Origin of the sequence: Streptococcus mitis, from assembly GCF_902159415.1 — a bacterium.
In the GTDB taxonomy this organism is placed as follows: Bacteria; Bacillota; Bacilli; order Lactobacillales; family Streptococcaceae; genus Streptococcus; species Streptococcus mitis_BG.
Genome location: NZ_CABGJU010000002.1, coordinates 50,728 through 73,806, shown reverse-complemented (window position 1 = coordinate 73,806; position 23,079 = coordinate 50,728). Strand labels below are relative to the sequence as shown.

At 41.8% G+C, this 23,079-nt stretch carries 21 protein-coding genes, 2 tRNA genes and 1 other RNA gene; 18 read left to right on the top strand and 6 right to left on the bottom strand.

Annotated features, from left to right (window positions below):
* The first annotated feature begins 34 nt into the window (after nt 1-34).
* From FN031_RS06635 to FN031_RS06605, 7 genes are all read left to right on the top strand, one after another.
* Complete coding sequence (locus tag FN031_RS06635; protein WP_142558738.1) at nt 35-4,429, top strand: PolC-type DNA polymerase III; 4,395 nt, start codon at nt 35-37, stop codon at nt 4,427-4,429.
* Nucleotides 4,430-4,447: 18 nt separating this feature from the next.
* The gene (locus FN031_RS06630) at nt 4,448-4,600 is read left to right on the top strand and encodes a hypothetical protein (protein ID WP_142558736.1); all 153 of its coding nucleotides are present in this window, start codon (nt 4,448-4,450) and stop codon (nt 4,598-4,600) included.
* Nucleotides 4,601-4,620: 20 nt separating this feature from the next.
* On the top strand, nt 4,621-5,862 hold the full coding sequence (locus FN031_RS06625; protein WP_142558734.1) for an aminopeptidase: 1,242 nt from the start codon (nt 4,621-4,623) through the stop codon (nt 5,860-5,862).
* 9 nt (nt 5,863-5,871) lie between these two features.
* Nucleotides 5,872-6,102, top strand: a complete 231-nt coding sequence (locus FN031_RS06620; RefSeq protein ID WP_006154630.1) for a GlsB/YeaQ/YmgE family stress response membrane protein — start codon at nt 5,872-5,874, stop codon at nt 6,100-6,102.
* Between the two features lie 142 nt (nt 6,103-6,244).
* Nucleotides 6,245-7,153, top strand: coding sequence for a LysR family transcriptional regulator (locus FN031_RS06615; RefSeq protein ID WP_142558732.1), 909 nt, complete (start codon nt 6,245-6,247; stop codon nt 7,151-7,153).
* A 28-nt stretch (nt 7,154-7,181) separates the two neighbouring features.
* A complete protein-coding gene (queA, locus tag FN031_RS06610; protein WP_142558730.1) occupies nt 7,182-8,219 on the top strand; it encodes a tRNA preQ1(34) S-adenosylmethionine ribosyltransferase-isomerase QueA in 1,038 nt (345 codons plus the stop codon).
* A 187-nt stretch (nt 8,220-8,406) separates the two neighbouring features.
* The gene (locus FN031_RS06605) at nt 8,407-8,970 is read left to right on the top strand and encodes an ABC transporter substrate-binding protein (RefSeq protein WP_142558728.1); all 564 of its coding nucleotides are present in this window, start codon (nt 8,407-8,409) and stop codon (nt 8,968-8,970) included.
* 183 nt (nt 8,971-9,153) lie between these two features.
* Here FN031_RS06605 and FN031_RS06600 read toward each other — a convergent pair whose 3' ends face one another.
* Nucleotides 9,154-9,687 (bottom strand): hypothetical protein, encoded by a 534-nt coding sequence (locus FN031_RS06600; protein ID WP_142558725.1) that lies wholly within the window; start codon nt 9,685-9,687, stop codon nt 9,154-9,156.
* Nucleotides 9,688-9,906: 219 nt separating this feature from the next.
* Between FN031_RS06600 and FN031_RS06595 the strand changes: the two genes are divergently transcribed.
* From FN031_RS06595 to FN031_RS06580, 4 genes are all read left to right on the top strand, one after another.
* Nucleotides 9,907-10,605 carry a hypothetical protein gene (locus FN031_RS06595; RefSeq protein WP_142558723.1) on the top strand — a complete coding sequence of 233 codons (699 nt, stop codon included), beginning with the start codon at nt 9,907-9,909 and terminating at the stop codon, nt 10,603-10,605.
* Between the two features lie 76 nt (nt 10,606-10,681).
* On the top strand, nt 10,682-11,341 hold the full coding sequence (locus FN031_RS06590) for a hypothetical protein (RefSeq protein WP_142558721.1): 660 nt from the start codon (nt 10,682-10,684) through the stop codon (nt 11,339-11,341).
* A gap of 646 nt (nt 11,342-11,987) precedes the next feature.
* Nucleotides 11,988-13,277, top strand: a complete 1,290-nt coding sequence (locus FN031_RS06585) for a DUF308 domain-containing protein (protein ID WP_142558719.1) — start codon at nt 11,988-11,990, stop codon at nt 13,275-13,277.
* A gap of 9 nt (nt 13,278-13,286) precedes the next feature.
* Nucleotides 13,287-14,375, top strand: a complete 1,089-nt coding sequence (locus FN031_RS06580; protein ID WP_185928454.1) for an AI-2E family transporter — start codon at nt 13,287-13,289, stop codon at nt 14,373-14,375.
* Between the two features lie 137 nt (nt 14,376-14,512).
* Here FN031_RS06580 and FN031_RS06575 read toward each other — a convergent pair.
* From FN031_RS06575 to FN031_RS06560, 5 genes are all read right to left on the bottom strand, one after another.
* Nucleotides 14,513-14,586, bottom strand: a tRNA-Lys gene (locus tag FN031_RS06575).
* A 60-nt stretch (nt 14,587-14,646) separates the two neighbouring features.
* Nucleotides 14,647-15,162, bottom strand: a complete 516-nt coding sequence (locus FN031_RS06570) for a DUF308 domain-containing protein (protein WP_020900386.1) — start codon at nt 15,160-15,162, stop codon at nt 14,647-14,649.
* Nucleotides 15,163-15,514: 352 nt separating this feature from the next.
* Nucleotides 15,515-15,587: transfer RNA gene (locus FN031_RS06565), tRNA-Lys, on the bottom strand.
* Nucleotides 15,588-15,590: 3 nt separating this feature from the next.
* A non-coding RNA gene (gene ssrS, locus FN031_RS09225) (6S RNA) lies at nt 15,591-15,784 on the bottom strand.
* A gap of 65 nt (nt 15,785-15,849) precedes the next feature.
* A complete protein-coding gene (locus FN031_RS06560; RefSeq protein WP_142558717.1) occupies nt 15,850-17,121 on the bottom strand; it encodes a replication-associated recombination protein A in 1,272 nt (423 codons plus the stop codon).
* Nucleotides 17,122-17,236: 115 nt separating this feature from the next.
* On the opposite strand from FN031_RS06560, the gene FN031_RS06555 reads away from it, so the two are divergent.
* From FN031_RS06555 to FN031_RS06525, 7 genes are all read left to right on the top strand, one after another.
* Entirely contained in the window at nt 17,237-17,707 is a 471-nt protein-coding gene (locus tag FN031_RS06555) for a DUF3013 family protein (RefSeq protein ID WP_016466255.1), read from the top strand.
* Between the two features lie 9 nt (nt 17,708-17,716).
* Nucleotides 17,717-18,145 carry an NUDIX hydrolase gene (locus FN031_RS06550; RefSeq protein WP_142558715.1) on the top strand — a complete coding sequence of 143 codons (429 nt, stop codon included), beginning with the start codon at nt 17,717-17,719 and terminating at the stop codon, nt 18,143-18,145.
* Complete coding sequence (locus FN031_RS06545) at nt 18,142-18,615, top strand: GNAT family N-acetyltransferase (protein ID WP_142558714.1); 474 nt, start codon at nt 18,142-18,144, stop codon at nt 18,613-18,615. The genes FN031_RS06550 and FN031_RS06545 overlap by 4 nt, the downstream gene beginning before the upstream one ends.
* A 137-nt stretch (nt 18,616-18,752) precedes the next feature.
* Nucleotides 18,753-19,703: a 50S ribosomal protein L11 methyltransferase gene (gene prmA, locus FN031_RS06540; protein ID WP_142559098.1), complete on the top strand. Its 951-nt coding sequence runs from the start codon at nt 18,753-18,755 to the stop codon at nt 19,701-19,703.
* Nucleotide 19,704: 1 nt separating this feature from the next.
* Entirely contained in the window at nt 19,705-20,448 is a 744-nt protein-coding gene (locus FN031_RS06535) for a 16S rRNA (uracil(1498)-N(3))-methyltransferase (RefSeq protein ID WP_142558712.1), read from the top strand.
* A 10-nt stretch (nt 20,449-20,458) separates the two neighbouring features.
* Nucleotides 20,459-22,255 carry an oligoendopeptidase F gene (gene pepF / locus FN031_RS06530; RefSeq protein ID WP_142558710.1) on the top strand — a complete coding sequence of 599 codons (1,797 nt, stop codon included), beginning with the start codon at nt 20,459-20,461 and terminating at the stop codon, nt 22,253-22,255.
* Nucleotides 22,256-22,283: 28 nt separating this feature from the next.
* Complete coding sequence (locus FN031_RS06525) at nt 22,284-23,066, top strand: deoxyribonuclease (RefSeq protein WP_142558707.1); 783 nt, start codon at nt 22,284-22,286, stop codon at nt 23,064-23,066.
* The last annotated feature ends 13 nt before the right edge of the window (nt 23,067-23,079 follow it).

The window sequence follows — 23,079 nt, the reverse complement described above, 5'->3', positions numbered from 1 at the left end:
GTAAAATAGAAGGAGTATATTGTGAGGAAAATGGATGTCAACTACTTTTGAAATTTTAATGAATCAGTTGGGAATCCCCGCTGAGATAAGAAATCATGAAGCCTTCTTCCAGGCTGAAATTGAACAAGTTCTTGTGCATAAGCGCAGTAAAATCTGGGAGTTTCGTTTTGTATTTGAAAATATCCTCCCCTTTGAACTCTTTTTAGCATTGAAGAAGGGATTGAAAGAAGAATTTTCAAAAACGGGAAATCAAGCGACTTTCGAGATTAAAACGAAAGGTCAAGATTTTTCAAGAGAGCTTTTACAGGCCTACTATCGGGAGGCTTTTTCAGATAGGCCTTGTTCTAGTCAAGGATTTCGGACCATGTATCAGGATTTTCAGGTTCGGATTGAAAATGATCAATTGATTATTGAGGCCTCTGAAGCAGCAGATACAGAGCATTTCAGGAAAAATCACCTGCCTAATCTTGTCAAAAAGTTGGAAGAATTTGGTTTTCCTAAATTAACCTTCCGATTGGAAAAAAATGAGGACCTGACCAAGGAAGAACAAGAAGCCTTCCATACAGAGAATCAAATGATTGTTCAGGCTGCCAATGATGAGACCCTTCGAGCTATGGAACAGTTAGAACAGATGGCACCGCCACCTCAAGTTGAGGACAAACCTGTCTTTGATTTCCAAGCCAAGAAGGCAGCTGCCAAGCCTAAACTTGACAAGGCAGAGATAACTCCAATGATTGAGGTCAATACCGAAGAAAATCGACTTGTTTTTGAAGGGGTTGTCTTTGATGTGGAACATAAAGTGACTAGAACGGGTCGTGTCTTGATTAATTTCAAGATGACTGACTATACGTCTAGTTTCTCTATGCAAAAATGGGTCAAAAATGAAGAGGAAGCTCAGAAGTTTGATATCATCAAGAAAAATTCATGGCTCCGTGTTCGTGGAAATGTCGAGGTCAATAATTTCACACGAGATTTGACCATGAATGTACAAGATGTGCAGGAAGTAGTTCACTATGAACGTAAGGATTTGATGCCAGAAGGCGAGCGTCGTGTTGAGTTTCATGCCCATACCAATATGTCGACTATGGATGCTCTTCCTGAGGTTGAGGAAATCGTTGGAACAGCAGCTAAATGGGGGCACAAAGCAGTGGCAATCACAGACCATGGAAATGTTCAGTCCTTTCCTCACGGCTATAAGGCTGCCAAGAAAGCTGGTATTCAGCTCATTTATGGGATGGAAGCCAATATCGTAGAAGATCGTGTTCCTATCGTCTACAACGAAGTTGAGATGAATTTGTCTGAAACTACCTATGTAGTCTTTGACGTGGAAACGACAGGTCTATCAGCTATCTATAATGACTTGATTCAAGTGGCGGCTTCCAAGATGTATAAGGGTAATATCATCGCTGAGTTTGATGAATTTATCAATCCTGGGCACCCCTTATCAGCCTTTACAACTGAATTGACAGGGATTACTGATGACCATGTGAAAAACGCTAAACCCTTGGTTCAAGTTCTGAAAGAATTCCAAGAATTCTGTAAAGATACCGTTCTTGTAGCCCATAATGCAAGCTTTGACGTTGGCTTTATGAATGCCAACTATGAGCGTCATGGTCTTCCAAAAATTACTCAACCTGTCATCGATACGCTAGAGTTCGCTAGAAATCTCTATCCTGAGTACAAACGTCATGGTTTGGGACCCTTGACCAAACGTTTTGGTGTAGCTCTAGAACACCACCATATGGCCAACTATGATGCGGAAGCAACTGGCCGACTGCTCTTTATCTTTATCAAGGAAGTAGCAGAAAAACACGGTGTTACTAACTTGGCACGATTAAACCTTGATTTAATCAGTCCGGATTCTTATAAAAAAGCTCGAGTCAAGCATGCGACCATCTATGTGAAAAATCAAGTGGGCTTGAAAAATATCTTTAAGCTGGTTTCCCTCTCTAATACCCAGTATTTTGAAGGAGTTCCACGGATTCCACGTACGGTACTAGATGCCCATCGAGAAGGTTTGATCTTAGGTTCAGCCTGTACGGAAGGGGAAGTCTTTGATGCAGTCGTATCACAAGGTGTAGATGCGGCAGTCGAAGTAGCCAAATACTATGATTTTATCGAGGTCATGCCTCCGGCTATCTATGCGCCTCTGATTGCCAAAGAGCAGGTCAAGGATATAGAGGAACTTCAGACCATTATCAAGAGTTTGATTGAGGTCGGAGACCGTCTCGGTAAGCCAGTTCTTGCGACAGGAAATGTCCACTATATCGAACCTGAGGATGAGATTTATCGAGAAATCATCGTCCGCAGTCTAGGTCAGGGGGCTATGATTAACCGAACGATCGGTCATGGAGAAGCTGCTCAACCAGCTCCGCTACCCAAGGCACACTTTAGAACAACCAATGAAATGTTGGATGAGTTTGCCTTTTTAGGGGAAGACTTGGCTCGCAAGATTGTCATTGAAAATACCAATGCCATGGCAGAAATCTTTGAGCCTGTTGAGGTCGTTAAAGGCGACTTGTATACACCTTTCATTGAACAAGCTGAGGAAACGGTCGCCGAGCTAACCTATAAAAAAGCTTTTGAAGTCTATGGAAATCCACTGCCAGATATCGTTGATTTACGGATTGAAAAGGAACTAACCTCTATCTTGGGGAATGGATTTGCCGTGATTTATCTGGCTTCACAAATGCTAGTACAGCGCTCCAACGAACGAGGCTACTTGGTTGGTTCCCGTGGGTCTGTTGGATCCAGTTTCGTTGCGACCATGATTGGGATTACGGAGGTTAATCCTCTCTCTCCTCACTATGTCTGTGGGCAGTGTAAATATAGTGAATTTATCACGGATGGTTCTTACGGTTCAGGATTTGATATGCCCAATAAAGACTGTCCAAATTGTGGTCACAAGCTCAGCAAAAATGGCCAGGATATTCCTTTCGAGACTTTTCTTGGTTTTGATGGAGATAAGGTACCCGATATCGATTTGAACTTCTCAGGTGAGGACCAGCCTAGCGCCCACTTGGACGTCCGTGATATCTTCGGGGAAGAATATGCCTTCCGTGCAGGAACGGTAGGTACGGTGGCTGCCAAGACAGCCTATGGATTTGTCAAGGGTTACGAGCGTGACTATGGCAAATTCTACCGAGAAGCCGAAGTTGAGCGCCTAGCCCAAGGAGCTGCTGGTGTCAAACGGACGACTGGACAGCACCCAGGGGGAATCGTTGTTATCCCTAACTATATGGATGTCTATGACTTTACTCCTGTGCAGTATCCTGCAGATGATATCACTGCTGAATGGCAGACCACTCACTTTAACTTCCACGATATCGATGAGAACGTCCTCAAGCTCGATGTTCTAGGACATGATGATCCGACCATGATTCGCAAGCTCCAGGACTTGTCAGGGATTGATCCAAATGATATTCCTATGGATGATCCTGGTGTCATGGCCCTTTTCTCAGGTACAGATATCCTTGGAGTGACACCTGAACAAATAGGTACCTCAACTGGCATGCTTGGTATTCCAGAATTTGGGACTAACTTTGTTCGAGGGATGGTTGATGAAACCCATCCGACGACCTTTGCTGAGTTGCTTCAGCTTTCTGGTTTGTCTCACGGTACCGACGTATGGTTGGGAAATGCCCAAGACTTGATTAAGGCTGGAATTGCGGACCTATCAACCGTTATCGGATGTCGGGACGACATCATGGTTTACCTCATGCACGCTGGTCTAGATCCAAAGATGGCTTTTACCATCATGGAACGAGTGCGTAAGGGAATGTGGCTCAAAATCTCAGAAGAAGAGCGCAATGGTTATATCGAAGCCATGAAGGCCAATAATGTGCCTGAGTGGTATATCGAATCTTGTGGAAAAATCAAGTACATGTTCCCTAAAGCCCATGCGGCAGCCTACGTTATGATGGCCCTTCGCGTGGCCTACTTCAAGGTTCACCATCCGATTTATTATTATTGTGCTTACTTCTCCATCCGTGCCAAGGCCTTTGATATCAAAACTATGGGGGCAGGCTTGGATGCTATTAAACGCAAGATGCAAGAAATTGCTGAAAAACGCAAGAACAATGAAGCTTCTAATGTTGAGATTGACCTTTACACAACACTTGAAATCGTCAATGAGATGTGGGAACGTGGCTTTAAGTTCGGTAAATTGGACCTCTATCGCAGTGATGCGACCGAATTTATCATTGATGGAGACACCCTTATCCCGCCGTTTGTCGCTATGGATGGTCTGGGAGAGAACGTTGCCAAGCAACTGGTTCGTGCCCGTCAAGAGGGAGAATTCCTCTCTAAAACTGAGTTGCGCAAGCGTGGAGGACTTTCCTCAACCTTGGTTGAAAAGATGGATGAAATGGGAATTCTCGGCAATATGCCAGAGGATAATCAGTTGAGTTTGTTTGATGATTTGTTTTAAGATCTTGGAGGACATTTCATGAAACTAAGAATTTTTGCGGAAGACAAGTCAGCTGAGAAGGTGTTTGAGTATCAATTGGAACTTGCTGATCAGACAATTCTTCTATCAACAGCACTATTGTCTAGTGCTATTGCTTTAGCAGAATTATTTTCTGCTTTGAAAGAAAAATAAAAATAGAAAAGAGAAACAAGATGGTTTTACCAAATTTTAAAGAAAATCTAGAAAAATATGCTAAGCTCTTGGTTGCAAACGGAGTGAACGTGCAACCTGGTCATACCTTGGCTCTCTCTATCGATGTGGAGCAACGTGAGTTGGCTCACTTAATCGTCAAAGAAGCCTATGCACTTGGAGCGCACGAAGTTATCGTTCAATGGGCAGATGACTTTGTTAACCGTGAGAAATTTCTTCACGCGCCGATGGAGCGTTTGGACAATGTACCAGAATACAAGATTGCTGAGATGAACTACCTTCTTGAAAACAAAGCAAGTCGTCTTGGTGTTCGTTCTTCTGACCCAGGTGCCTTAAACGGAGTGGATGCTGAAAAGCTCTCAGCTTCTGCTAAAGCTATGGGAATTGCCATGAAGCCAATGCGTATCGCAACTCAATCTAACAAGGTTAGCTGGACTGTAGCAGCGGCTGCTGGACTTGAGTGGGCTAAGAAAGTCTTTCCAAATGCGGCTAGTGACGAAGAAGCAGTGGATCTCCTTTGGGACCAAATCTTCAAGACTTGCCGTGTCTACGAAGAAGATCCAGTTAAGGCTTGGGAAGAACATGCAGCAATCTTGAAGAGCAAGGCAGAGATGCTGAACAAAGAGCAATTCTCAGCCCTTCACTACACAGCGCCTGGAACAGACTTGACACTTGGATTGCCGAAGAACCACGTGTGGGAATCAGCTGGTGCAGTTAATGCTCAAGGCGAAGGTTTCTTGCCAAATATGCCAACAGAAGAAGTCTTTACAGCACCTGACTTCCGTCGTGCAGATGGTTATGTCACTTCTACAAAACCTCTTAGCTACAATGGAAATATTATCGAAGGCATCAAAGTGACCTTTGAAAATGGTCAAATCGTTGATATTACTGCTGAAAAAGGTGATCAAGTAATGAAGGACCTTGTCTTTAAGAATGCTGGTGCGCGTGCCTTGGGTGAATGTGCCTTGGTACCAGATCCAAGCCCAATTTCTCAATCAGGTATTACCTTCTTTAACACCCTTTTCGATGAAAATGCTTCAAATCATTTGGCTATTGGTGCAGCCTATGCAACGAGCGTTGTTGGTGGAGCTGAGATGAGTGAAGAAGAGCTAGAAGCTGCAGGACTTAATCGTTCAGATGTTCACGTTGACTTTATGATCGGTTCGAACCAAATGGATATCGATGGTATCCGTGAGGATGGAACACGCGTACCACTCTTCCGCAATGGAGATTGGGCAATTTAAGGAGAAACTATGATTGGAAGTATGTTTGTCGGTCTTTTGATCGGACTATTAGCAGGAGCTATCACCAATCGTGGAGAACGGATGGGATGCTTTGGGAAAATGTTCCTGGGTTGGATTGGTGCTTTCCTGGGTCAAATGCTTTTTGGAACTTGGGGGCCTATCTTAGCTGATACGGCTATTATCCCATCAGTTTTAGGCGCCATGATTTTATTAGCCATCTTTTGGAAAAAAGACAGCTAGTTTTAACTGCTAGAACAGATAAAGAGGTTGGAAATCTTCCAACCTCTTTTTTATGAGCTGCAAAAAAAGACTGATATGCGGCTAGCTTGGCTTTCAGTGACTGTTCCTTTTTATATTGCCTCAAGTATGGTACAATAAAAACATGAGAATTCAACAATTACACTATATTATCAAAATCGTAGAGACTGGTTCGATGAATGAGGCTGCCAAGCAACTTTTCATTACGCAACCGAGTCTATCAAATGCCGTTCGTGATTTAGAAAATGAGATGGGAATTGAGATTTTTATCCGAAATCCTAAGGGAATTACCCTTACACGTGATGGGATGGAGTTTCTATCTTATGCCCGTCAGGTTGTCGAGCAAACTCAACTTCTAGAAGAACGCTATAAGAACCCAATCGCTCATCGCGAGCTTTTTAGTGTGTCTTCACAACACTATGCTTTTGTAGTTAATGCCTTTGTTTCCTTGCTCAAGAAAAGCGATATGGAAAAGTACGAGCTTTTTTTGCGTGAAACCAGAACTTGGGAGATCATCGACGACGTCAAGAACTTCCGAAGTGAAGTGGGAGTTCTCTTTTTAAATAGCTATAACCGGGATGTTCTTTCGAAGATGTTGGACGACAACCATCTCATTGCCCACCATCTCTTTACAGCCCAACCCCATATCTTTGTCAGCAAGACCAACCCTCTTGCTAAGAGAGACAAGGTGCAGTTGGCAGACCTAGAAGACTTCCCATATTTGAGCTATGACCAAGGTACCCATAATTCCTTCTATTTCTCAGAGGAGATTTTGTCTCAGGAACACCACAAGAAATCCATCGTTGTTAGTGACCGTGCGACCTTGTTCAATCTTTTGATTGGTTTGGACGGCTATACCATCGCGACTGGTATCCTTAATAGTAACCTCAATGGAGACAATATCGTTTCGATTCCACTTGATATTGATGATCCCATTGAATTGGTTTATATCCAGCATGAGAAAACTAGCTTGTCTAAGATGGGTGAACGCTTCATCGAGTACCTACTTGAAGAAGTTCGCTTTGATAAGTAATTTGAATAAATGAGAAGAGAAAAGAAGAATGACGACATTAAATACAAATGATTTTGATTTTCACTTGCCGGAGGAATTGATTGCTCAGACTCCTTTGGAAAAGCGCGATGCCTCTAAACTCTTGATGGTCAATCGCAAAACTGGAGAATTTCAAGATCGCCACTTTCACTCCATTATTGACATGCTAGAGCCAGGTGATGCCCTGGTTATGAATGATACCCGTGTCTTGCCAGCCCGACTTCATGGTCAAAAGGAAGAAACAGGGGGCCACGTTGAACTATTGCTTTTGAAAAACACAGCAGGAGACGAGTGGGAAGTCTTGGCGAAACCAGCCAAACGTCTCAAGGTTGGTACTCGTGTTGTCTTTGGTGATGGTCGACTTAGCGCAGTCGTGACTGAGGAATTAACCCATGGCGGTCGTATTGTCCGTTTTGAGTATGAAGGAATTTTCCTAGAAGTACTTGAAAGTCTGGGAGAAATGCCTTTGCCTCCATATATCCACGAAAAATTGGATGATCGTGAACGTTACCAGACCGTCTATGCCAAGGAGAGTGGCTCAGCCGCTGCTCCGACTGCAGGCCTTCATTTTACAAAAGAACTACTAGAAGAGATCCAGCATAAAGGCGTTCACCTAGTCTACCTGACCTTGCATGTTGGACTTGGGACCTTTAGACCTGTTTCAGTAGATAATCTGGATGAGCACGAGATGCACTCAGAGTTTTATCAATTGTCTGAGGAAGCTGCAGCGACCTTGCGTCAGGTCAAAGAAAATGGTGGCCGTATCATTGCTGTGGGGACAACCTCTATCCGTACACTAGAGACTATCGGAAGCAAGTTTGACGGCCAAATCCAGGCCGATTCTGGCTGGACCAATATCTTTATCAAGCCAGGCTATGACTGGAAGGTGGTGGATGCTTTTTCTACTAATTTCCATTTGCCAAAGTCTACCTTGGTCATGCTTGTCTCAGCTTTTGCAGGCCGTGAATTGGTCCTCAAAGCCTACCAACATGCTATCGATGGGAAATACCGTTTCTTTAGCTTTGGCGATGCCATGTTTATCTATTAAAAAGCAATAAAATAAAGAATAGAGGAAGAAGGGCTAATTCCTAAAAGGATGAGTCTTTTTTCTATGTAGGGTAGCTATTGAATAAAAACGAAATAAATGATACACTGAAAGCAATGAGTTAGCCATCAAAATTATATGTAAAACTAGGCTAGCCACTTTAAACGACCATATTTCAAAGGAGATTTTTATGACTAATAAAACATTGCGCTATACAAGTCTATCAGTACTGACCTTGTTAGCTGCTATTACATTAGCTGCTTGTGGTGGAAAGGCTGACAAGAATACTTCAGCTTCAAACCAAAAGGAAACAACAACTCAAGTAACGACGGCTTCAGCAAGTAAAACAGAAGCAGGCCAAAAAGAGGAGCAGAAGTCTGAGGCAAGTAGTGTGTCAGATGCTAAAACGACTCAAGCAGAACAAAAGGAAGAGAAGCAAAAGTCACAAGAAGCTTACTCTAAATTCGTGGGAACTTGGGAGAACTATGCAGGAACAACTGCAACAGTTACAGCTGATGGGATTGTAACGATCCAAAGTTCAAAAGGAACTTTTAATTACGAGATGGGCCGAGTAGAGGAAAAAGATGGTTATTACTTAGCAGGCATCCAACTTGTTGATGGAGGAGAAGGTGCTCGCCTTATCTACACTCCAGCTGGAGTCCAAAATGAATTGACAGGTACAGATGGTAGTCAAGAAGTCTTGTCTATTGGCCAATCACCAAGTGACAAAGATAGTCATTTTTACCGTAACTAAGAATACTAGTAAGAAGTAAGGGTGTAGAAATGCTCTTACTTTTTTAAAAGTTTTCGAAGCACAAAATTTTAAGCATTTAAATTTACACGACGTTTAAGTTGGACGATAAACCTGCCCACTTTGAAGCGCAAGTGCTAAATCGCTAACAACACAAAAAGCCCTGATGTAGGGCTTTTTTACTTACTAATATAAGAAATCAATGCCGTAGTTTTCTTTTAGATAGGTCGCCAATTCGGCTTTTTCTTCCTCTCTAAATCGACAGAGGCTCAGGGAGAGACGCAATATCAGAACACTTGTATCGATGATGACGTTTGACTTAGAAATATCTTCTAGCTGGGTGACCTCTCTCAGATTGAAGTCTAAATAGTAAGCCTTGCTGTTGACATGGTCAGGGTCACTGACATCCACTTCAACATACGATGCTCGCAACAATTCTTCTTTAGGGATGAAGATTTCCTTGGAAAAGAAGAGCCCAGGATAGACATAAATACCTTCAAAGGTGAATTCAAAGGAAAGCCTACGACTAGTCAGTCTTTTGATGCCTGCAATCGTTGCATAGATAGCAGCGAAAAAGAGGATGGTTGGAACCACAGTAAGAAGACTAAGCTGGGAAAAGTCAATCAATCCATGCGCGAGGAAAAAGGAAAATTGAAAGAATACACCCGCCGCAAGGACTAGATAGCCGACACCGACAAATTTTGAATAATAGATTTTCATAGAAACCTCCAGATATAGAATTGAACTCACCAACGCTTTTCCAGTAGAAGGAGTAAAGATCGTGCAGAGTTAAAATTCCAAGTATTCTCATCATATCCTATGGAGCGAAGTTCTGTCAACCTTTTAGCAAGATGTGGCTCCTAGCTATCCTATGACATAGCATATGGTTTGTGGTATACTGGGGTTAAAATCATTCAGACCAGATAAGTAGGTGTATTTATGTCAAAAGCTTCAAAGAAAAAGAAAGTAGTAATTGAAGAACGTTACCATGGCCCTTTGATTACAAATGGGGTTAGTTTAGGCTATATCAAGCTTCTACCTTGGATTACACTAGGAGTCTCTTTTATAGGATTTTTTGGGACGACCTATATCGATCGTATTGGCATATATAAAATCTTGTTCATTATTTGCATGTTTATTAGTGGTGTAGCAATCCCACTCTCATTCTTCGATCGTTTTATTGTGAGATTTAAGAGTTTTATCTATCTTTTTGTTTCTATACTTGTTTTGATTTTAAACGTTGACATGACATTTATTGGCTTGCTTATGCTAGTTGGTAATGACGGAATCTATTCAGTCTGGGCACTTATTTACAATCTTGTAGCTCTCTGTATCCTGCTTTTTTCTACTGGTCTCTACTCCTGGTATTATCTTCCTAAAAATCAGGGGAAAATCTGGACTTTCAACAGATGGGAGACTTATGGTGGCGATGACAATGACAAGAAGCACGAACGATCGTTCAACTTTGGTGTTGCTTCTGTTGCTGTCGTGTTAGCGCCAGTCATTCTTACTGGTTACATTGAGAATATCTTTGGTGTGTTCTTGGGCATCTTGATGAACCTCTTTTTACCAGCTCTCATAGTGGATGGAGTTCAGGCGGCGCGTTATGTACGCAAACACCCAGAATATGAAGAGTAGGCTTCTCGTCTTAAAATTTATTCCTAATGGTTATGGGACTTTGACAACATATTTTCATAAATAGAAAGAGGGATGTATGTTTTTTCTTGGACGCCGTCGTGTCTTTATCGGCGAATGTGACGGTCAAGCTGTTTATTATGACCAAAAGACAGGAGAGGCTTTAGCTGCTCCAAAGAGTAGGTTGCTCAATACTGAAAAAGCTGGTGACACGAATTCCTTTATTCCTGACTTGGTAATTCTCTTACTAGCAGGTGGACCCGCAGTTTCGGGCTTCTTTTCACTCAAGTTTATTGGTGTCTACAACTGGTTCAGTCTAGCCTGTATTCTTCTCTTTTGGTTGATGCAGTTTTTCTCGTTAGTTGCTTTACTCGAACGAGCTCTCTATAAAAATGTTCGCAAGGCCCAGCCAACGACAGAGAAAGTCTTTTTCTTTGCAGCATCTCATAATTTGTTTGTAAAAAACCAGTTTGATCCTAGACAACTGTCTGCTTTACCTTATCGATTTGCCCGCTTTGTAGTAAATATAGTGTCTATCTATTACTTTTTGTATTTCTTGATTCTTCCTCTAAAATTTGGCCAACCGATTGGTGATGAAGGCTATGGTTTGTGGTTTGCTGGCTTGTTATTCTTTTCAGTATTTCTTTTGTATAACCAAAACAATCCAGTTCGCTTTGTGAAGATTATGAGATTATACAGCCAAGGAAAAGTACGATTTAAGGAAGAAGTGGAACATTGAGAAACTATCTTGGGATTCTGCTAAATATCTAGAGAAAATCTTTTAGAAAAACAAAAAAGCCTTGTAAATCAAGGCTTTTTCCTGTTGTTTAGATGCCCCCTGCAGGCTCTTTGAAAGAAACTTAGAAAAATCTAAAATGAAATTATTTCAAAATGGGGTAAAAGCAAAATTTCCCTCCCTACTTTCTCAATTATTCCTAATTTTAGTTCCAAAAAGCTTCAATTCATAATCTAATTATAATATGGGTAATGGGTACTATCTTATTACATTCAGATTTTTGTTCTCTTCAAAGAGTTATGTAGGCTTTATGGTTTTAAATAGGTAAAAAGTTGAATTATAGTGAGTATTGTGTCACAATAGGTAATATATAAATAATTAATGGAATGGATATAATTCTTTCCTACCTTTACAAGAAGGATTGGTTGCACCTTTTTTATCTAGCAATTATGGTTAGCTTTCAAGTTTAGCTAGTTTTTAAAAGCTCTGATTTCGACTCAATAAAACAAATTTCAGAAGTGCAAAAGACAAGATGGTGACATTGCTACAGTCAGTCGCCATGTCTTGCTGGCACAGGCTGTTTGTGCCGTCAGCTATTTACCAGTCAATTTGATCAAAGGGCTTAATTATTATTTTTGAAAGGTCTTTTATGGAAAAAATTCTTTCTTTAGGTCTGACAGGTAAGAAATTACTTGTTCAGGGTTTCTTGTTTGTTCTGCTAGGTCTTATCTTGATGGTCACGGGAACTTGGTTGCCAGTGACGGTTATTCGACTGGTTCTGTTTTTAGCTTGGATAGCAACGGTCTTAGATTTAGTATTACGTATTTTCAAAAAAAGTCAGTCAACGGACACCTTGGGAGTTGCACTGGTTAAATTGTTAGTGCTGGGATATTTGCTTGGCTCCAATCTTGCGACGGATGTGCCGATTTATATTTTGGCTCTTGTGATTGGAGTTTATCAGATTTTTCATGCTAGTATTAACCTTGTCACCTATGTTCTCTACCGCAAAAACAAAATTCGACCTCGTTTTCGTCTCTTACTAGATGGACTCGTACTAGTTTTTCTTGGTGGGACTAGTCTTTTGTCCTCTACAGGAAATTCTGTCTTTCAACTCTTTGTATTAGGGGCTTATTTTTTCCTTTATGGTGTGTCCAATATCCGTGATGGTTTCTTGTTTGAGGAGGAAATTGGGAAAAACCATCTCAAACGTCGTGTCAGAATGAGCTTACCTATTGCCCTAGCCGCTCTCATCCCTGCAAGAACTTTAGCAAAAATTAACAAATTTATGCTGGAAAATGCTGATGAGGAAGAAGATATCCATCTTGGAATAGTGAAGTCTGGTAAGACAGCAGAGCTAGAAATTTTTGTTCATACAGCTGAGACCTCTCTGTTTTCGGCAATTGGTCATGTGGATATCTGCTATCAAGGCCGTGTTATTTCTTATGGCAACTATGATCCGTCTTCTGAGACCTTATTTGGCATGGTAGGAGATGGTGTCTTATATTTCTGTGATCGTGACAAGTACATTGACCTATGTAAACGTGAGAGTCAAAAAACGCTTTTTGGTTATGGGATAGATTTGACGCCTGAAATGGAAAAAGCAGTTCAGAAAAAGTTGGCTGAATTGAAACAACTGACGATTCCATGGGAGCCAAGTGCAGATAAAATCATGACAGGTGATGGTAAGGAAGACTACACCTACGCTTATAAAATCAGACATGAGACAGATGGGGAACTTTATAAATTTATCAAATCTAAGTTTAAATCCTACTTTGTCTTATCTACAAACTGTGTGCTCTTGGCTGATACCATAGTCGGTCAGGCTGGAACAGATATCCTCTCACCAAAAGGATTTATCGCACCAGGAACTTATCAAGCCTACCTTGACCGAGAGTTTGAAAAACCAAATAGTATAGTCGTATCTAAACATGTTTATTAAGGAGAATTTATGAAGTTAGTTAGAAAATACACCCCGTTAATCCTTTTTATAGGGCTGGTTGCTCTTGTGATTCTGAATGCGTCGAGCTTTATATCAGGAGCAATCTCTTTCTTTGACGTGACTTCAACCTTGATTTATGGCGCTGTTATTGCTTTTGTGCTCAATGTTCCCATGAAAAAAATTGAAGAATTCCTAGTCAAAATGAAGGTAAAGGCAGAGTTGCGTCGTCCGATTGCCATGGTACTTGTTTTCCTAGCTCTTATCTTAATCGTGATAGGTCTTTTGGTTTTGGTGCTACCAACCCTAGCCCAGACTATTAGTCAGCTGGGAACAGTCCTTTCAACAGTCCTGACTCAACTTGGGAAATTGCTAGGCAGCTCGGAATTTGTAACCAAAGACATGCTGTCAACTATCGTATCAGGAATTCAGGGACAGTCTAGCTCTATTAGCCAAGCTTTGATAGGTTTTTTATCAGGTCTGACTAGTAATATCGGCAATATTTTTTCAAGTTTGATGAATGCCTTTTTGATTATAGTCTTCACCTTTTTATTTTTATCCAGTAAGGAACATTTGGCAGCGATGACGAGTCGACTTCTAAAAGTTTTTCTTCCAGAGAAGGTGGTGATAAAGTTGACTTACATTGGACAAGTAGCACTAGAGACTTATGACCAATTTTTGATGAGTCAGCTGATTGAAGCAGTTATCATAGGAGTTATGATAGCGGTTGGCTACAGCGTGTTTGGGATACCCTATGGAGTAATGACAGGTATCTTTGCAGGAGTGCTATCGTTCATTCCTTATGTAGGGCCTATGATTGCTTGTGTTGTGGGAGCGATTTTTATCTTCACAGTGAGTCCTACTCAAGCCTTACTTTCTCTTCTTCTATATCAAGTTATACAGCTGATTGAAGGAAACCTTATTTATCCTAGAGTTGTAGGTCAGTCTATTGGTTTGCCAGCCCTTTTCACGCTTGCGGCTGCTAGTATCGGAGGCAATCTCTTTGGCTTACTTGGGATGATATTCTTTACCCCCGTATTTGCTGTTATCTATCGACTGGTTAAAGAATTTGTCGTCGCAAAGGAAAATCAGGTAGATTAAGAAAAACTAAATTTAATAAGATATACTGAGAAGAGAGTGAGAGATTCTCTTCTCTTTTATTTTTAAATACTTTGCTACAAAAAGCTATTGGACGTCAAAAAAAGCCTTGCAACCAAGGATTTTTCCTGTTGATTTAGATGCCCCTACAAGGCTCGAACCTGCGACCCATAGATTAAGAGTCTACTGCTCTACCAACTGAGCTAAGAAGGCAAATAAAAAGCTGAGAATGTAACTTCCCAGCTTTTTTAATATGCCCAAAATGGCAGCTAGATTATTTACGAAAGGCATCAAGGATATAGGTGAAACCAACAATTAAAAATGCAAAGGCAACGACATAAACGACAAAGACACTTGTAGCTACTGGATTGAACAAAATCACTAGACCTAGTAAAAATGCAAGCAACGCTATCCACATGATATGGTTGCCAATAATAGGGAAAATCAATCCCAGACGATTGCCTTTAAAGAAAGCTATAATGGCTTCTACAATTAACCAAATTCCTAAAATAGTTGGAATGACAACTGGTAGCGTCACAAAGCCATAGGCAACGAGGTAAAGAGCCAAGAGAAGATTAACAATCCCTTGGAAAAGATGAGCTGGTGAGCGAAGCACTTTTGGTACAGAGAAATAGCCTAAAATAGCTGCTATAGAAGCAACCAGTAAACCAAATGCAATCCACCAGCTGTAAGCAACAAGATTAGCTACTGGGTCTGTAAATAGAAAGAGTGCTAAAAGGACAAAAACAACTCCTGCAAGGAATAGCAGTAAACGATTAGAAAATTTCATTTCAATACCCCCTATATAGTATAGTATAGTTTGATAATAAAAATATTATACACCTTTTTAGAGGAAATATCAATAAACAAAATGGAAAATTTGGAAGTTTCAGTCTGATTTATGAAAAGAAAATCAGTTTTTATTATTTTGAAAATAAAAAGAGAAGATAAAATTTGTCTTCTCTACATGAAAATATTGTATGGAATCAAAGCAAAAGTAACTGGCTTTACACTATTTGTAAAGATGTAATTTGATTCAAAAAGAAAAGATAGATTTAAAATGTGGGACAAATGACGGGGCAAATCAGTTATAGACAAGCAAAAAAAGCCTTGAAATCAAGGCTTTTTCCTGTTGATTTAGATGCCCCCTGCAGGGCTCGAACCTGCGACCCATAGATTAAGAGTCTACTGCTCTACCAACTGAGCTAAGAAGGCAAATAAAAAGCTGTATTGGTGCCGAAACTTCACGGTTTGTATTGAACCCGCGCAATTAAGCAGGTGGGCAACTCGCTCTAACTTAAGCTGTTTCCGTGTGAGACGGCCTACATGCTGTTAGAAGACTTTTGTTTCCCTAATAATACAAAAAATAGTCGGTCAACACTTAAATGTGAAGTCGTACACCACAGCGTTTCTATGATTATATGATACCACTTTTTCAAAAAAAATCAAGGGAAAATTAAAATTTTTGAAAAGGATTTCACAATTTTTTATGTTTATCAATGGTTTCCTTACGTTGAGCCAGGGCCCGTTCGTATTTTCCACTATCTTCTGGAGAAAAGTACTGATGGTCACGGATTTTTTCTGGTAGGTATTCTTGCTTGACCCAGTGACCAGGATAATTATGTGGATAGAGATAATTTTGGGCGTTACCTAGTTCCTTGCTACCGCTATAATGTCCATCTCGCAAGTGACGTGGAATCGGCAGATGCCCCGATGTTTTAAGGTCAGCCAAGGCCTTATCTATAGCCACGTAGGCTGAGTTAGACTTAGGCGAAAGAGCCAGATCAATGACGACATTGGCAATGAGGATGCGGGCTTCTGGAAAGCCGATTCTTTGCGCAGCATCCAAAGCAGTTACGGTATGAATCTGAGCTTCGGGATTGGCTAAGCCAATATCTTCATAAGCAATCACAGTCAAACGACGAGCTAGGCTAGGAAGGTCACCAGCTTCTATCAAGCGAGCAGCATAGTGGAGACTAGCGTCCACATCTGATCCGCGGATAGACTTTTGAAGGGCAGATAGAACATCATAGTGTCCGTCTCCATCCTTGTCCATAGTGATGTAGCTTCTCTGAAGGCTATTTTCCATGATATCCAGTGTAATATGGCGGATACCTTTGTCATTAGCCGGAGTCGAAAGGACAGCTAGATCCAGCGAGTTAAAGGCAGAACGGAGGTCACCGTTGGTCGATGTTGCGATAAAATCAAGGGCATTATCATCTAACTCAACAGGGAAATCAAAACCTCTTTCAGGGTCAGTCAGGGCGATTTGAACAGCCTCTTTAACATCTTGGTTAGACAAGGGTTCCAACTCAAAAATCTGAACACGACTACGGATGGCTGGAGTGACAGAAAAGAAAGGATTTTCAGTTGTCGCCCCGATCATGATGACTAGACCACTTTCTAAGAGAGGAAGGAGAAAGTCTTGTTTAGTCTTGTCAAGACGATGAATCTCATCTAGTAGCAGTACAAGGCCACCTGAGAATTTAGCTTCCTCAGCAATTTCTTGGAGGCGTTTTTTACTATCAACTGTCGCATTGAAGGTCCGAAAAGCATACTTGGTCGTTCCAGCGATGGCTGAAGCGATACTGGTTTTTCCGATGCCTGGAGGTCCGTAGAGTATCATAGAGGATAGGCGATTGGCTTCCACCATACGGCGGATAATCTTGCCAGGTCCAACTAGATGCTCCTGACCGATGACCTGGTCGATGGTTTTGGGGCGCATACGAAGCGCGAGATTGTCTGGCATAGCAGTCCTTTCTAACATGGATTTTCTGATGCGAATGTGGTAATATGGTAGTATCTATTTTAGCATATTTCCGAGTATCCGGGGCGATTGAAGAGTTGTATAGAAAGAGGACAAAATGGCAACATACGGATTTTTAGATGTTTTACAAGAAGAGTTGGACAAGAACTTTCCTTTTGATTATGAGATTAGCTGGGACAAGCGCAATCATGCGGTTGAAGTGAGTTTTCTATTAGAGGCACAAAATGCTGCAGGGGTGGAGATGTTAGATGAAGACGGAGAGGTTTCGTCAGATGATATCCTTTTTGAAGAAGCGGTACTTTTTTACAACCCTGCCAAGTCAACAGTTAATGCAGAAGACTATCTCACAGTCATCCCTTACCTGCCGAAGAAAGGTTTTTCTCGTGAATTTTTAGCTTATTTTGCGCTATTCCTTAAAGATACTGCAGAAGTTGGACTAGATGCCCTCATGGACTTTTTGGAAGACCCAGAAGCAGAAGAATTCGTCATGGAATGGAACCAAGAAGTCTTTGAAGAAGGGAAAGTCGGTTTGGAAGAAGGAGAATTTTACCCTTATCCGAGATATTAGGAGTCCAGCATGGAAATAGAAGTTACTGATTTCCAAGGTTGTAAGATTGCCTTGATTTGTGGGGATAAAATCCTGACTATCTTACGTGATGACAAGGACGATATCCCTTGTCCCAACATGTGGGAGTTGCCAGGTGGTGGTCGTGAAGGAAACGAAAGTCCTTTCGAGTGCGCAGCGCGTGAAGTTTATGAGGAACTGGGAATTCATTTAGATGAAGACTGTCTGCTTTGGAGCAAGATTTATCCTAGCGTAATCTTTAAAGACAAGCAATCGGTCTTTATGGTTGGTCAGCTAAGACAAGAACAATTTGAAAATATTACCTTTGGGGATGAAGGACAGGCCTATAAACTGATGCCTATTGAGGAGTTTTTGAAATCTAAACAGGCAGTGCCTCAGCTACAAGGGAGATTGAGGGATTATTTGGAGGAGAGTTTATGATAAGACTTGAACGAGCTGGAGCAGAGGATTTAGAGGACGTCATTGCGATTCAAAGAGCTAGCTTTAAGGCTGTCTATGACAAATACCAAGATGAATACGATCCTTATCTGGAGGACCGTGAACGAATTAAGTGGAAACTAGTCGAGCGTCCCAATAGCTATTACTACTTTGTCAAAGAAAATGAAGATAAAATCGGATTTCTTCGAATTCAGACCAATGACGAGTTAACGAAAGCTTGGTTAGGGACAGCAGCGATTTTGCCTCAGTATCAAGGACAAGGGTATGGCTCTGAGGGATTGCGCTTGCTAGAAGAGGAATTTCCAAACGTTAGACAATGGGATTTGTGTACGGTATTACAGGATGCGGGAATGGTTGCTTTTTATGAGAAGAACGGCTACCATCAATCCCATATCGAGCCTGAAAAAGAAGGTATGGATATGGTTTACATGAAAAAATTGATAGAGAAATAGAAAGGATGGTTCGGTTAAATTTCTAAACTGAACCCGCCCTAAACACTGTGCCAAAAAGATAAACTTCTCTTAGACAAAATTGTCTTCAGAGAGTTTCCTATTTTGGCTTTGTGTTTTACGGGCTTGGTATCTTAATGATGGAAACATGGCAAGAGTTAAAAGTTACAGTCAAGCGTGAGGGAGAGGAGTTGGTTTCCAATCTCTTGATCGAGTTAGGCGCCCAGGGTGTTGCAATCGAAGACAGTATGGACTATGTGGGCAACGTCGATCGCTTCGGTGAGATTTTCCCTGAGGTGGAGCAACAGGAAGAAATCGTGGTCACAGCCTACTATCCGGAAACAGTTGATGTGGCAACGGTTGAAGCGGACTTGCAGGCTCGCTTAGCAGAATTGACGGACTTTATGGATCTGGGAGAAGTCAAGATTGGTACGACTGCCTTGGCTGAGGAAGACTGGGCCGACAACTGGAAGAAATACTATGAACCAGCTCGCATCACTCATGACCTGACCATCGTGCCGTCATGGACGGACTATGAGGCAACAGCGGGAGAAAAAATTATCAAGCTGGACCCTGGCATGGCCTTTGGAACGGGAACGCACCCAACAACCAAGATGAGTCTTTTTGCCTTGGAGCAGGTCCTTCGTGGTGGCGAAACAGTGCTAGATGTAGGGACTGGTTCAGGGGTTCTTTCTATTGCGAGCTCACTCCTAGGTGCCAAGGAGATCTTTGCCTATGACCTGGATGATGTAGCGGTTCGAGTCGCTCAGGAAAATATTGAGCTCAATCCGGGCATGGAAAACATCCATGTAGCCCCAGGCGATTTGCTCAAGGGCGTGGAGATTGAGGCAGATGTCATCGTGGCCAACATCTTGGCGGATATCCTCATTCATCTGACAGATGATGCTTATCGTTTGGTCAAGGACGAAGGTTACCTGATCATGAGTGGCATTATTAAGGACAAGTGGGATATGGTGCGTGAGTCAGCAGAAACGGCTGGATTTTTCCTTGAAACCCACATGATCCAAGGGGAGTGGAATGCCTGTGTCTTCAAGAAGACCAAGGATATTTCTGGTGTGATTGGAGGCTAGCATGCAGCAGTATTTTGTCAAGGGCAGTGCAATCTATCCTGTCACCATTGAGGACAAGGAAACCAGTAAGCACATGTTTCAGGTCATGCGCCTGAAGGAAAATGACGAGGTTACCTTAGTTTTTGATGATGGTATTAAGCGTTTGGCGCGCGTGGTCAATGTGGAGGCGCGTCAGTTTGAGCTGGTTGAGGAATTGGATGACAATGTAGAACTGCCAGTCCAAGTAACCATTGCATCAGGCTTTCCCAAGGGAGATAAACTAGAATTCATCACTCAAAAGGTGACGGAACTAGGTGCTAGTCAAATCTGGGCCTTCCCTGCAGACTGGTCCGTTGCCAAGTGGGATGGCAAGAAACTGGGTAAAAAGGTCGAAAAACTAGAAAAAATTGCCCTTGGAGCAGCCGAGCAAAGCAAGCGGAATCATGTTCCGAGCATTACCCTTTTTGAAAAAAAAGCAGACTTTCTAGCTCAGTTCGACCAGTTTGACCGCATCGTGGTGGCCTATGAAGAGTCAGCCAAAGAAGGAGAATCAGCAGCGCTCCTACAAGCAGTCTCTAATCTTGAAAAAGGAGCTAAACTGCTCTTTATCTTTGGACCAGAAGGAGGTCTTTCACCTGCAGAAGTCGAAAACTTCCAGGCTAAAGGAGCAGTCCTTGCAGGACTTGGGCCTCGCATTCTAAGAGCAGAAACAGCGCCACTTTATGCCTTATCAGCCATTAGTGTTTTGTTAGAATTAGAGAAATAAGAGGAAAAACATGGAACAAAAACACCGTTCAGAATTTCCTGAAAAGGAACTTTGGGACTTGACAGCCTTATATCAAGACCGTGAGGACTTCTTGCGTGCGATTGAAAAGGCGCGTGAAGACATCAATCAATTTAGCCGTGACTACAAGGGTAATCTTCACGCTTTTGAAGATTTTGAAAAGGCCTTTGCAGAATTGGAACAAATCTACATTCAGATGAGTCATATTGGCAACTACGCCTTTATGCCTCAGACGACGGACTATAGTAACGAGGATTTTGCCAATATCGCCCAAGCTGGGATGGACTTCGAGACAGATGCCAGTGTAGCCTTGACCTTCTTTGACGACGCCTTGGTGGCAGCAGACGAGGAAGTCTTGGACCGTTTGGGTGAATTGCCTCACTTGACGGCAGCCATTCGTCAGGCCAAAATCAAAAAAGCCCACTATCTTGGGGCTGATGTGGAGAAGGCCTTGACAAATCTTGGCGAAGTTTTCTACAGTCCACAGGATATTTACACCAAGATGCGAGCCGGGGATTTCGAAATGGCTGACTTTGCAGCCAATGGAAAAACCTACAAAAACAGCTTTGTGACCTATGAAAATTTCTATCAAAACCATGAGGATGCTGAAGTCCGTGAGAAATCCTTCCGTTCCTTCTCAGAAGGACTACGTAAGCACCAAAATACAGCTGCAGCAGCCTATCTTGCTCAGGTTAAGTCTGAGAAACTGTTGGCAGATATGAAAGGTTATGATTCAGTATTCGACTATCTTTTAGCTGAGCAAGAAGTAGACCGTGCCATGTTTGACCGCCAGATTGACCTCATCATGAAGGACTTTGCGCCAGTTGCTCAGAGATACCTCAAGCATGTGGCTAAGGTGAATGGTCTTGAAAAGATGACCTTTGCTGATTGGAAATTGGATTTGGATAGTGCTCTTAACCCAGAGGTTAGCATTGATGATGCTTACGATTTGGTTATGAAATCAGTCGCACCATTGGGTCAAGAATACAGTCAAGAAATTGCTCGTTACCAAGAAGAGCGTTGGGTTGACTTTGCCGCTAATAGTGGCAAGGATTCTGGTGGGTATGCAGCTGATCCCTACCGTGTGCATCCATATATCCTCATGAGCTGGACAGGTCGTTTGAGTGATGTTTATACCTTGATTCATGAAATCGGGCATTCTGGTCAATTTATCTTTTCGGATAATCATCAGAGTTACTTTAACGCCCACATGTCGACCTACTATGTCGAAGCTCCATCAACCTTCAATGAATTGCTTTTAAGCGATTATTTAGAAAACCAGTCAGATGATCCACGTCAGAAACGCTTTGCACTTGCTCATCGCTTGACGGATACCTACTTCCATAACTTCATCACCCACCTCTTGGAAGCAGCCTTCCAGCGTAAGGTCTATAGACTGATTGAAGAAGGAGAAACCTTTGGAGCAAGCAAACTTAATAGCATTATGAAGGAAGTCTTGACTGACTTCTGGGGAGATGTTATTGAGATTGACGACGATGCGGCCTTGACTTGGATGCGCCAAGCTCACTACTACATGGGCTTATATAGCTACACCTACTCAGCTGGCCTAGTCATCTCGACAGCTGGATATCTCCATCTTAAAAGCTCTGAGAATGGAGCTAGAGACTGGCTCAATCTCCTCAAGTCAGGCGGTAGCAAGACACCGCTTGAGTCAGCAATGATCATAGGAGCAGATATTTCAACGGATAAACCACTTCGTGATACGATTCAGTTCTTGTCTGACACAGTTGATCAGATTATAGCTTACAGTGCCCAGTTGGGAGAGTAAAGATTGGACAGAGTTTTAGGAGAATAATATGAATAGAATCAAAAAATGGCTAGAGCAAGACCCCAAAAGAATGCATTTTATCAAAATTGGTCTAGTTTTGTTGGGAATAATTTTATTGATTGCTTTGCCCACTCTCTATCTTGTATTGAGCGGAGTTGGTATTTGGTATTTTGTAAAGAAATCGCCAGATATTCGAAAAAGAAATTTAATGATCGGGCTTTTCATTGTCAGTTTTGTTGCAGTTGCTCTTCAAACTCCGACAGTCACAAAGAAAATCTCATCTTCTCAATCAGAAACTAAGCAGACTGCGACATCTACTACCTCGACAGCTTCAACCACGGATACTTCATCTAGTATAGAGGAAGCAAAACGAATCGAAGAAGAGAAAAAAGCTAAAGAAAAAGCAGAAGAAGAGAGAATTGCCAAAGAAAAAGCTGCAAAGGAGTTGCAAGAAAAAGGTGAAACCTTAGTCAAACAATTGGAAGAAAGTCAAAATGCGAGTCAAGTGAAGTCTGCTAAAGAAACAGTTAATCAGATTGAAAATAATGATAAAAAGACAGAGTTGCTTGATAGAATAGGTGCAGTTGAGTCATTAATTTCTCAAAAGGAAGAAGAAAAAAGAATTGCACGTGAAGCTGAAACAAAAGCTCAACAGCAAGATAGAATTGTCTATGTTGCAAACAATGGGAAATCAAAAGTTTATTGGTATAGTAAGGATAGAATGCCTTCAAAAACTAATAAATCCAACGTTGTTGAGATGACAGAAGCAGATGCGATTGCAGCAGGAAAAACTCCATCAAAAAAAGAATAAGAAAGAAAGTCAT

What these genes read in the sequence shown, in the direction of transcription:
- FN031_RS06580 (WP_185928454.1), top strand. Translation starts at nt 13,287, where the DNA reads ATGAAGTTAGTTAGAAAATACACCCCGTTAATCCTTTTTATAGGGCTG.
- prmA (WP_142559098.1), top strand. Translation starts at nt 18,753, where the DNA reads ATGGAAACATGGCAAGAGTTAAAAGTTACAGTCAAGCGTGAGGGAGAG.
- FN031_RS06560 (WP_142558717.1), bottom strand. Translation starts at nt 17,121, where the DNA reads ATGCCAGACAATCTCGCGCTTCGTATGCGCCCCAAAACCATCGACCAG.
- queA (WP_142558730.1), top strand. Translation starts at nt 7,182, where the DNA reads ATGACGACATTAAATACAAATGATTTTGATTTTCACTTGCCGGAGGAA.
- FN031_RS06525 (WP_142558707.1), top strand. Translation starts at nt 22,284, where the DNA reads ATGAATAGAATCAAAAAATGGCTAGAGCAAGACCCCAAAAGAATGCAT.
- FN031_RS06545 (WP_142558714.1), top strand. Translation starts at nt 18,142, where the DNA reads ATGATAAGACTTGAACGAGCTGGAGCAGAGGATTTAGAGGACGTCATT.
- FN031_RS06550 (WP_142558715.1), top strand. Translation starts at nt 17,717, where the DNA reads ATGGAAATAGAAGTTACTGATTTCCAAGGTTGTAAGATTGCCTTGATT.
- FN031_RS06590 (WP_142558721.1), top strand. Translation starts at nt 10,682, where the DNA reads ATGTTTTTTCTTGGACGCCGTCGTGTCTTTATCGGCGAATGTGACGGT.
- FN031_RS06605 (WP_142558728.1), top strand. Translation starts at nt 8,407, where the DNA reads ATGACTAATAAAACATTGCGCTATACAAGTCTATCAGTACTGACCTTG.
- FN031_RS06625 (WP_142558734.1), top strand. Translation starts at nt 4,621, where the DNA reads ATGGTTTTACCAAATTTTAAAGAAAATCTAGAAAAATATGCTAAGCTC.
- FN031_RS06570 (WP_020900386.1), bottom strand. Translation starts at nt 15,162, where the DNA reads ATGAAATTTTCTAATCGTTTACTGCTATTCCTTGCAGGAGTTGTTTTT.
- FN031_RS06585 (WP_142558719.1), top strand. Translation starts at nt 11,988, where the DNA reads ATGGAAAAAATTCTTTCTTTAGGTCTGACAGGTAAGAAATTACTTGTT.
- FN031_RS06630 (WP_142558736.1), top strand. Translation starts at nt 4,448, where the DNA reads ATGAAACTAAGAATTTTTGCGGAAGACAAGTCAGCTGAGAAGGTGTTT.
- FN031_RS06595 (WP_142558723.1), top strand. Translation starts at nt 9,907, where the DNA reads ATGTCAAAAGCTTCAAAGAAAAAGAAAGTAGTAATTGAAGAACGTTAC.
- FN031_RS06600 (WP_142558725.1), bottom strand. Translation starts at nt 9,687, where the DNA reads ATGAAAATCTATTATTCAAAATTTGTCGGTGTCGGCTATCTAGTCCTT.
- pepF (WP_142558710.1), top strand. Translation starts at nt 20,459, where the DNA reads ATGGAACAAAAACACCGTTCAGAATTTCCTGAAAAGGAACTTTGGGAC.
- FN031_RS06555 (WP_016466255.1), top strand. Translation starts at nt 17,237, where the DNA reads ATGGCAACATACGGATTTTTAGATGTTTTACAAGAAGAGTTGGACAAG.
- FN031_RS06620 (WP_006154630.1), top strand. Translation starts at nt 5,872, where the DNA reads ATGATTGGAAGTATGTTTGTCGGTCTTTTGATCGGACTATTAGCAGGA.
- FN031_RS06635 (WP_142558738.1), top strand. Translation starts at nt 35, where the DNA reads ATGTCAACTACTTTTGAAATTTTAATGAATCAGTTGGGAATCCCCGCT.
- FN031_RS06535 (WP_142558712.1), top strand. Translation starts at nt 19,705, where the DNA reads ATGCAGCAGTATTTTGTCAAGGGCAGTGCAATCTATCCTGTCACCATT.
- FN031_RS06615 (WP_142558732.1), top strand. Translation starts at nt 6,245, where the DNA reads ATGAGAATTCAACAATTACACTATATTATCAAAATCGTAGAGACTGGT.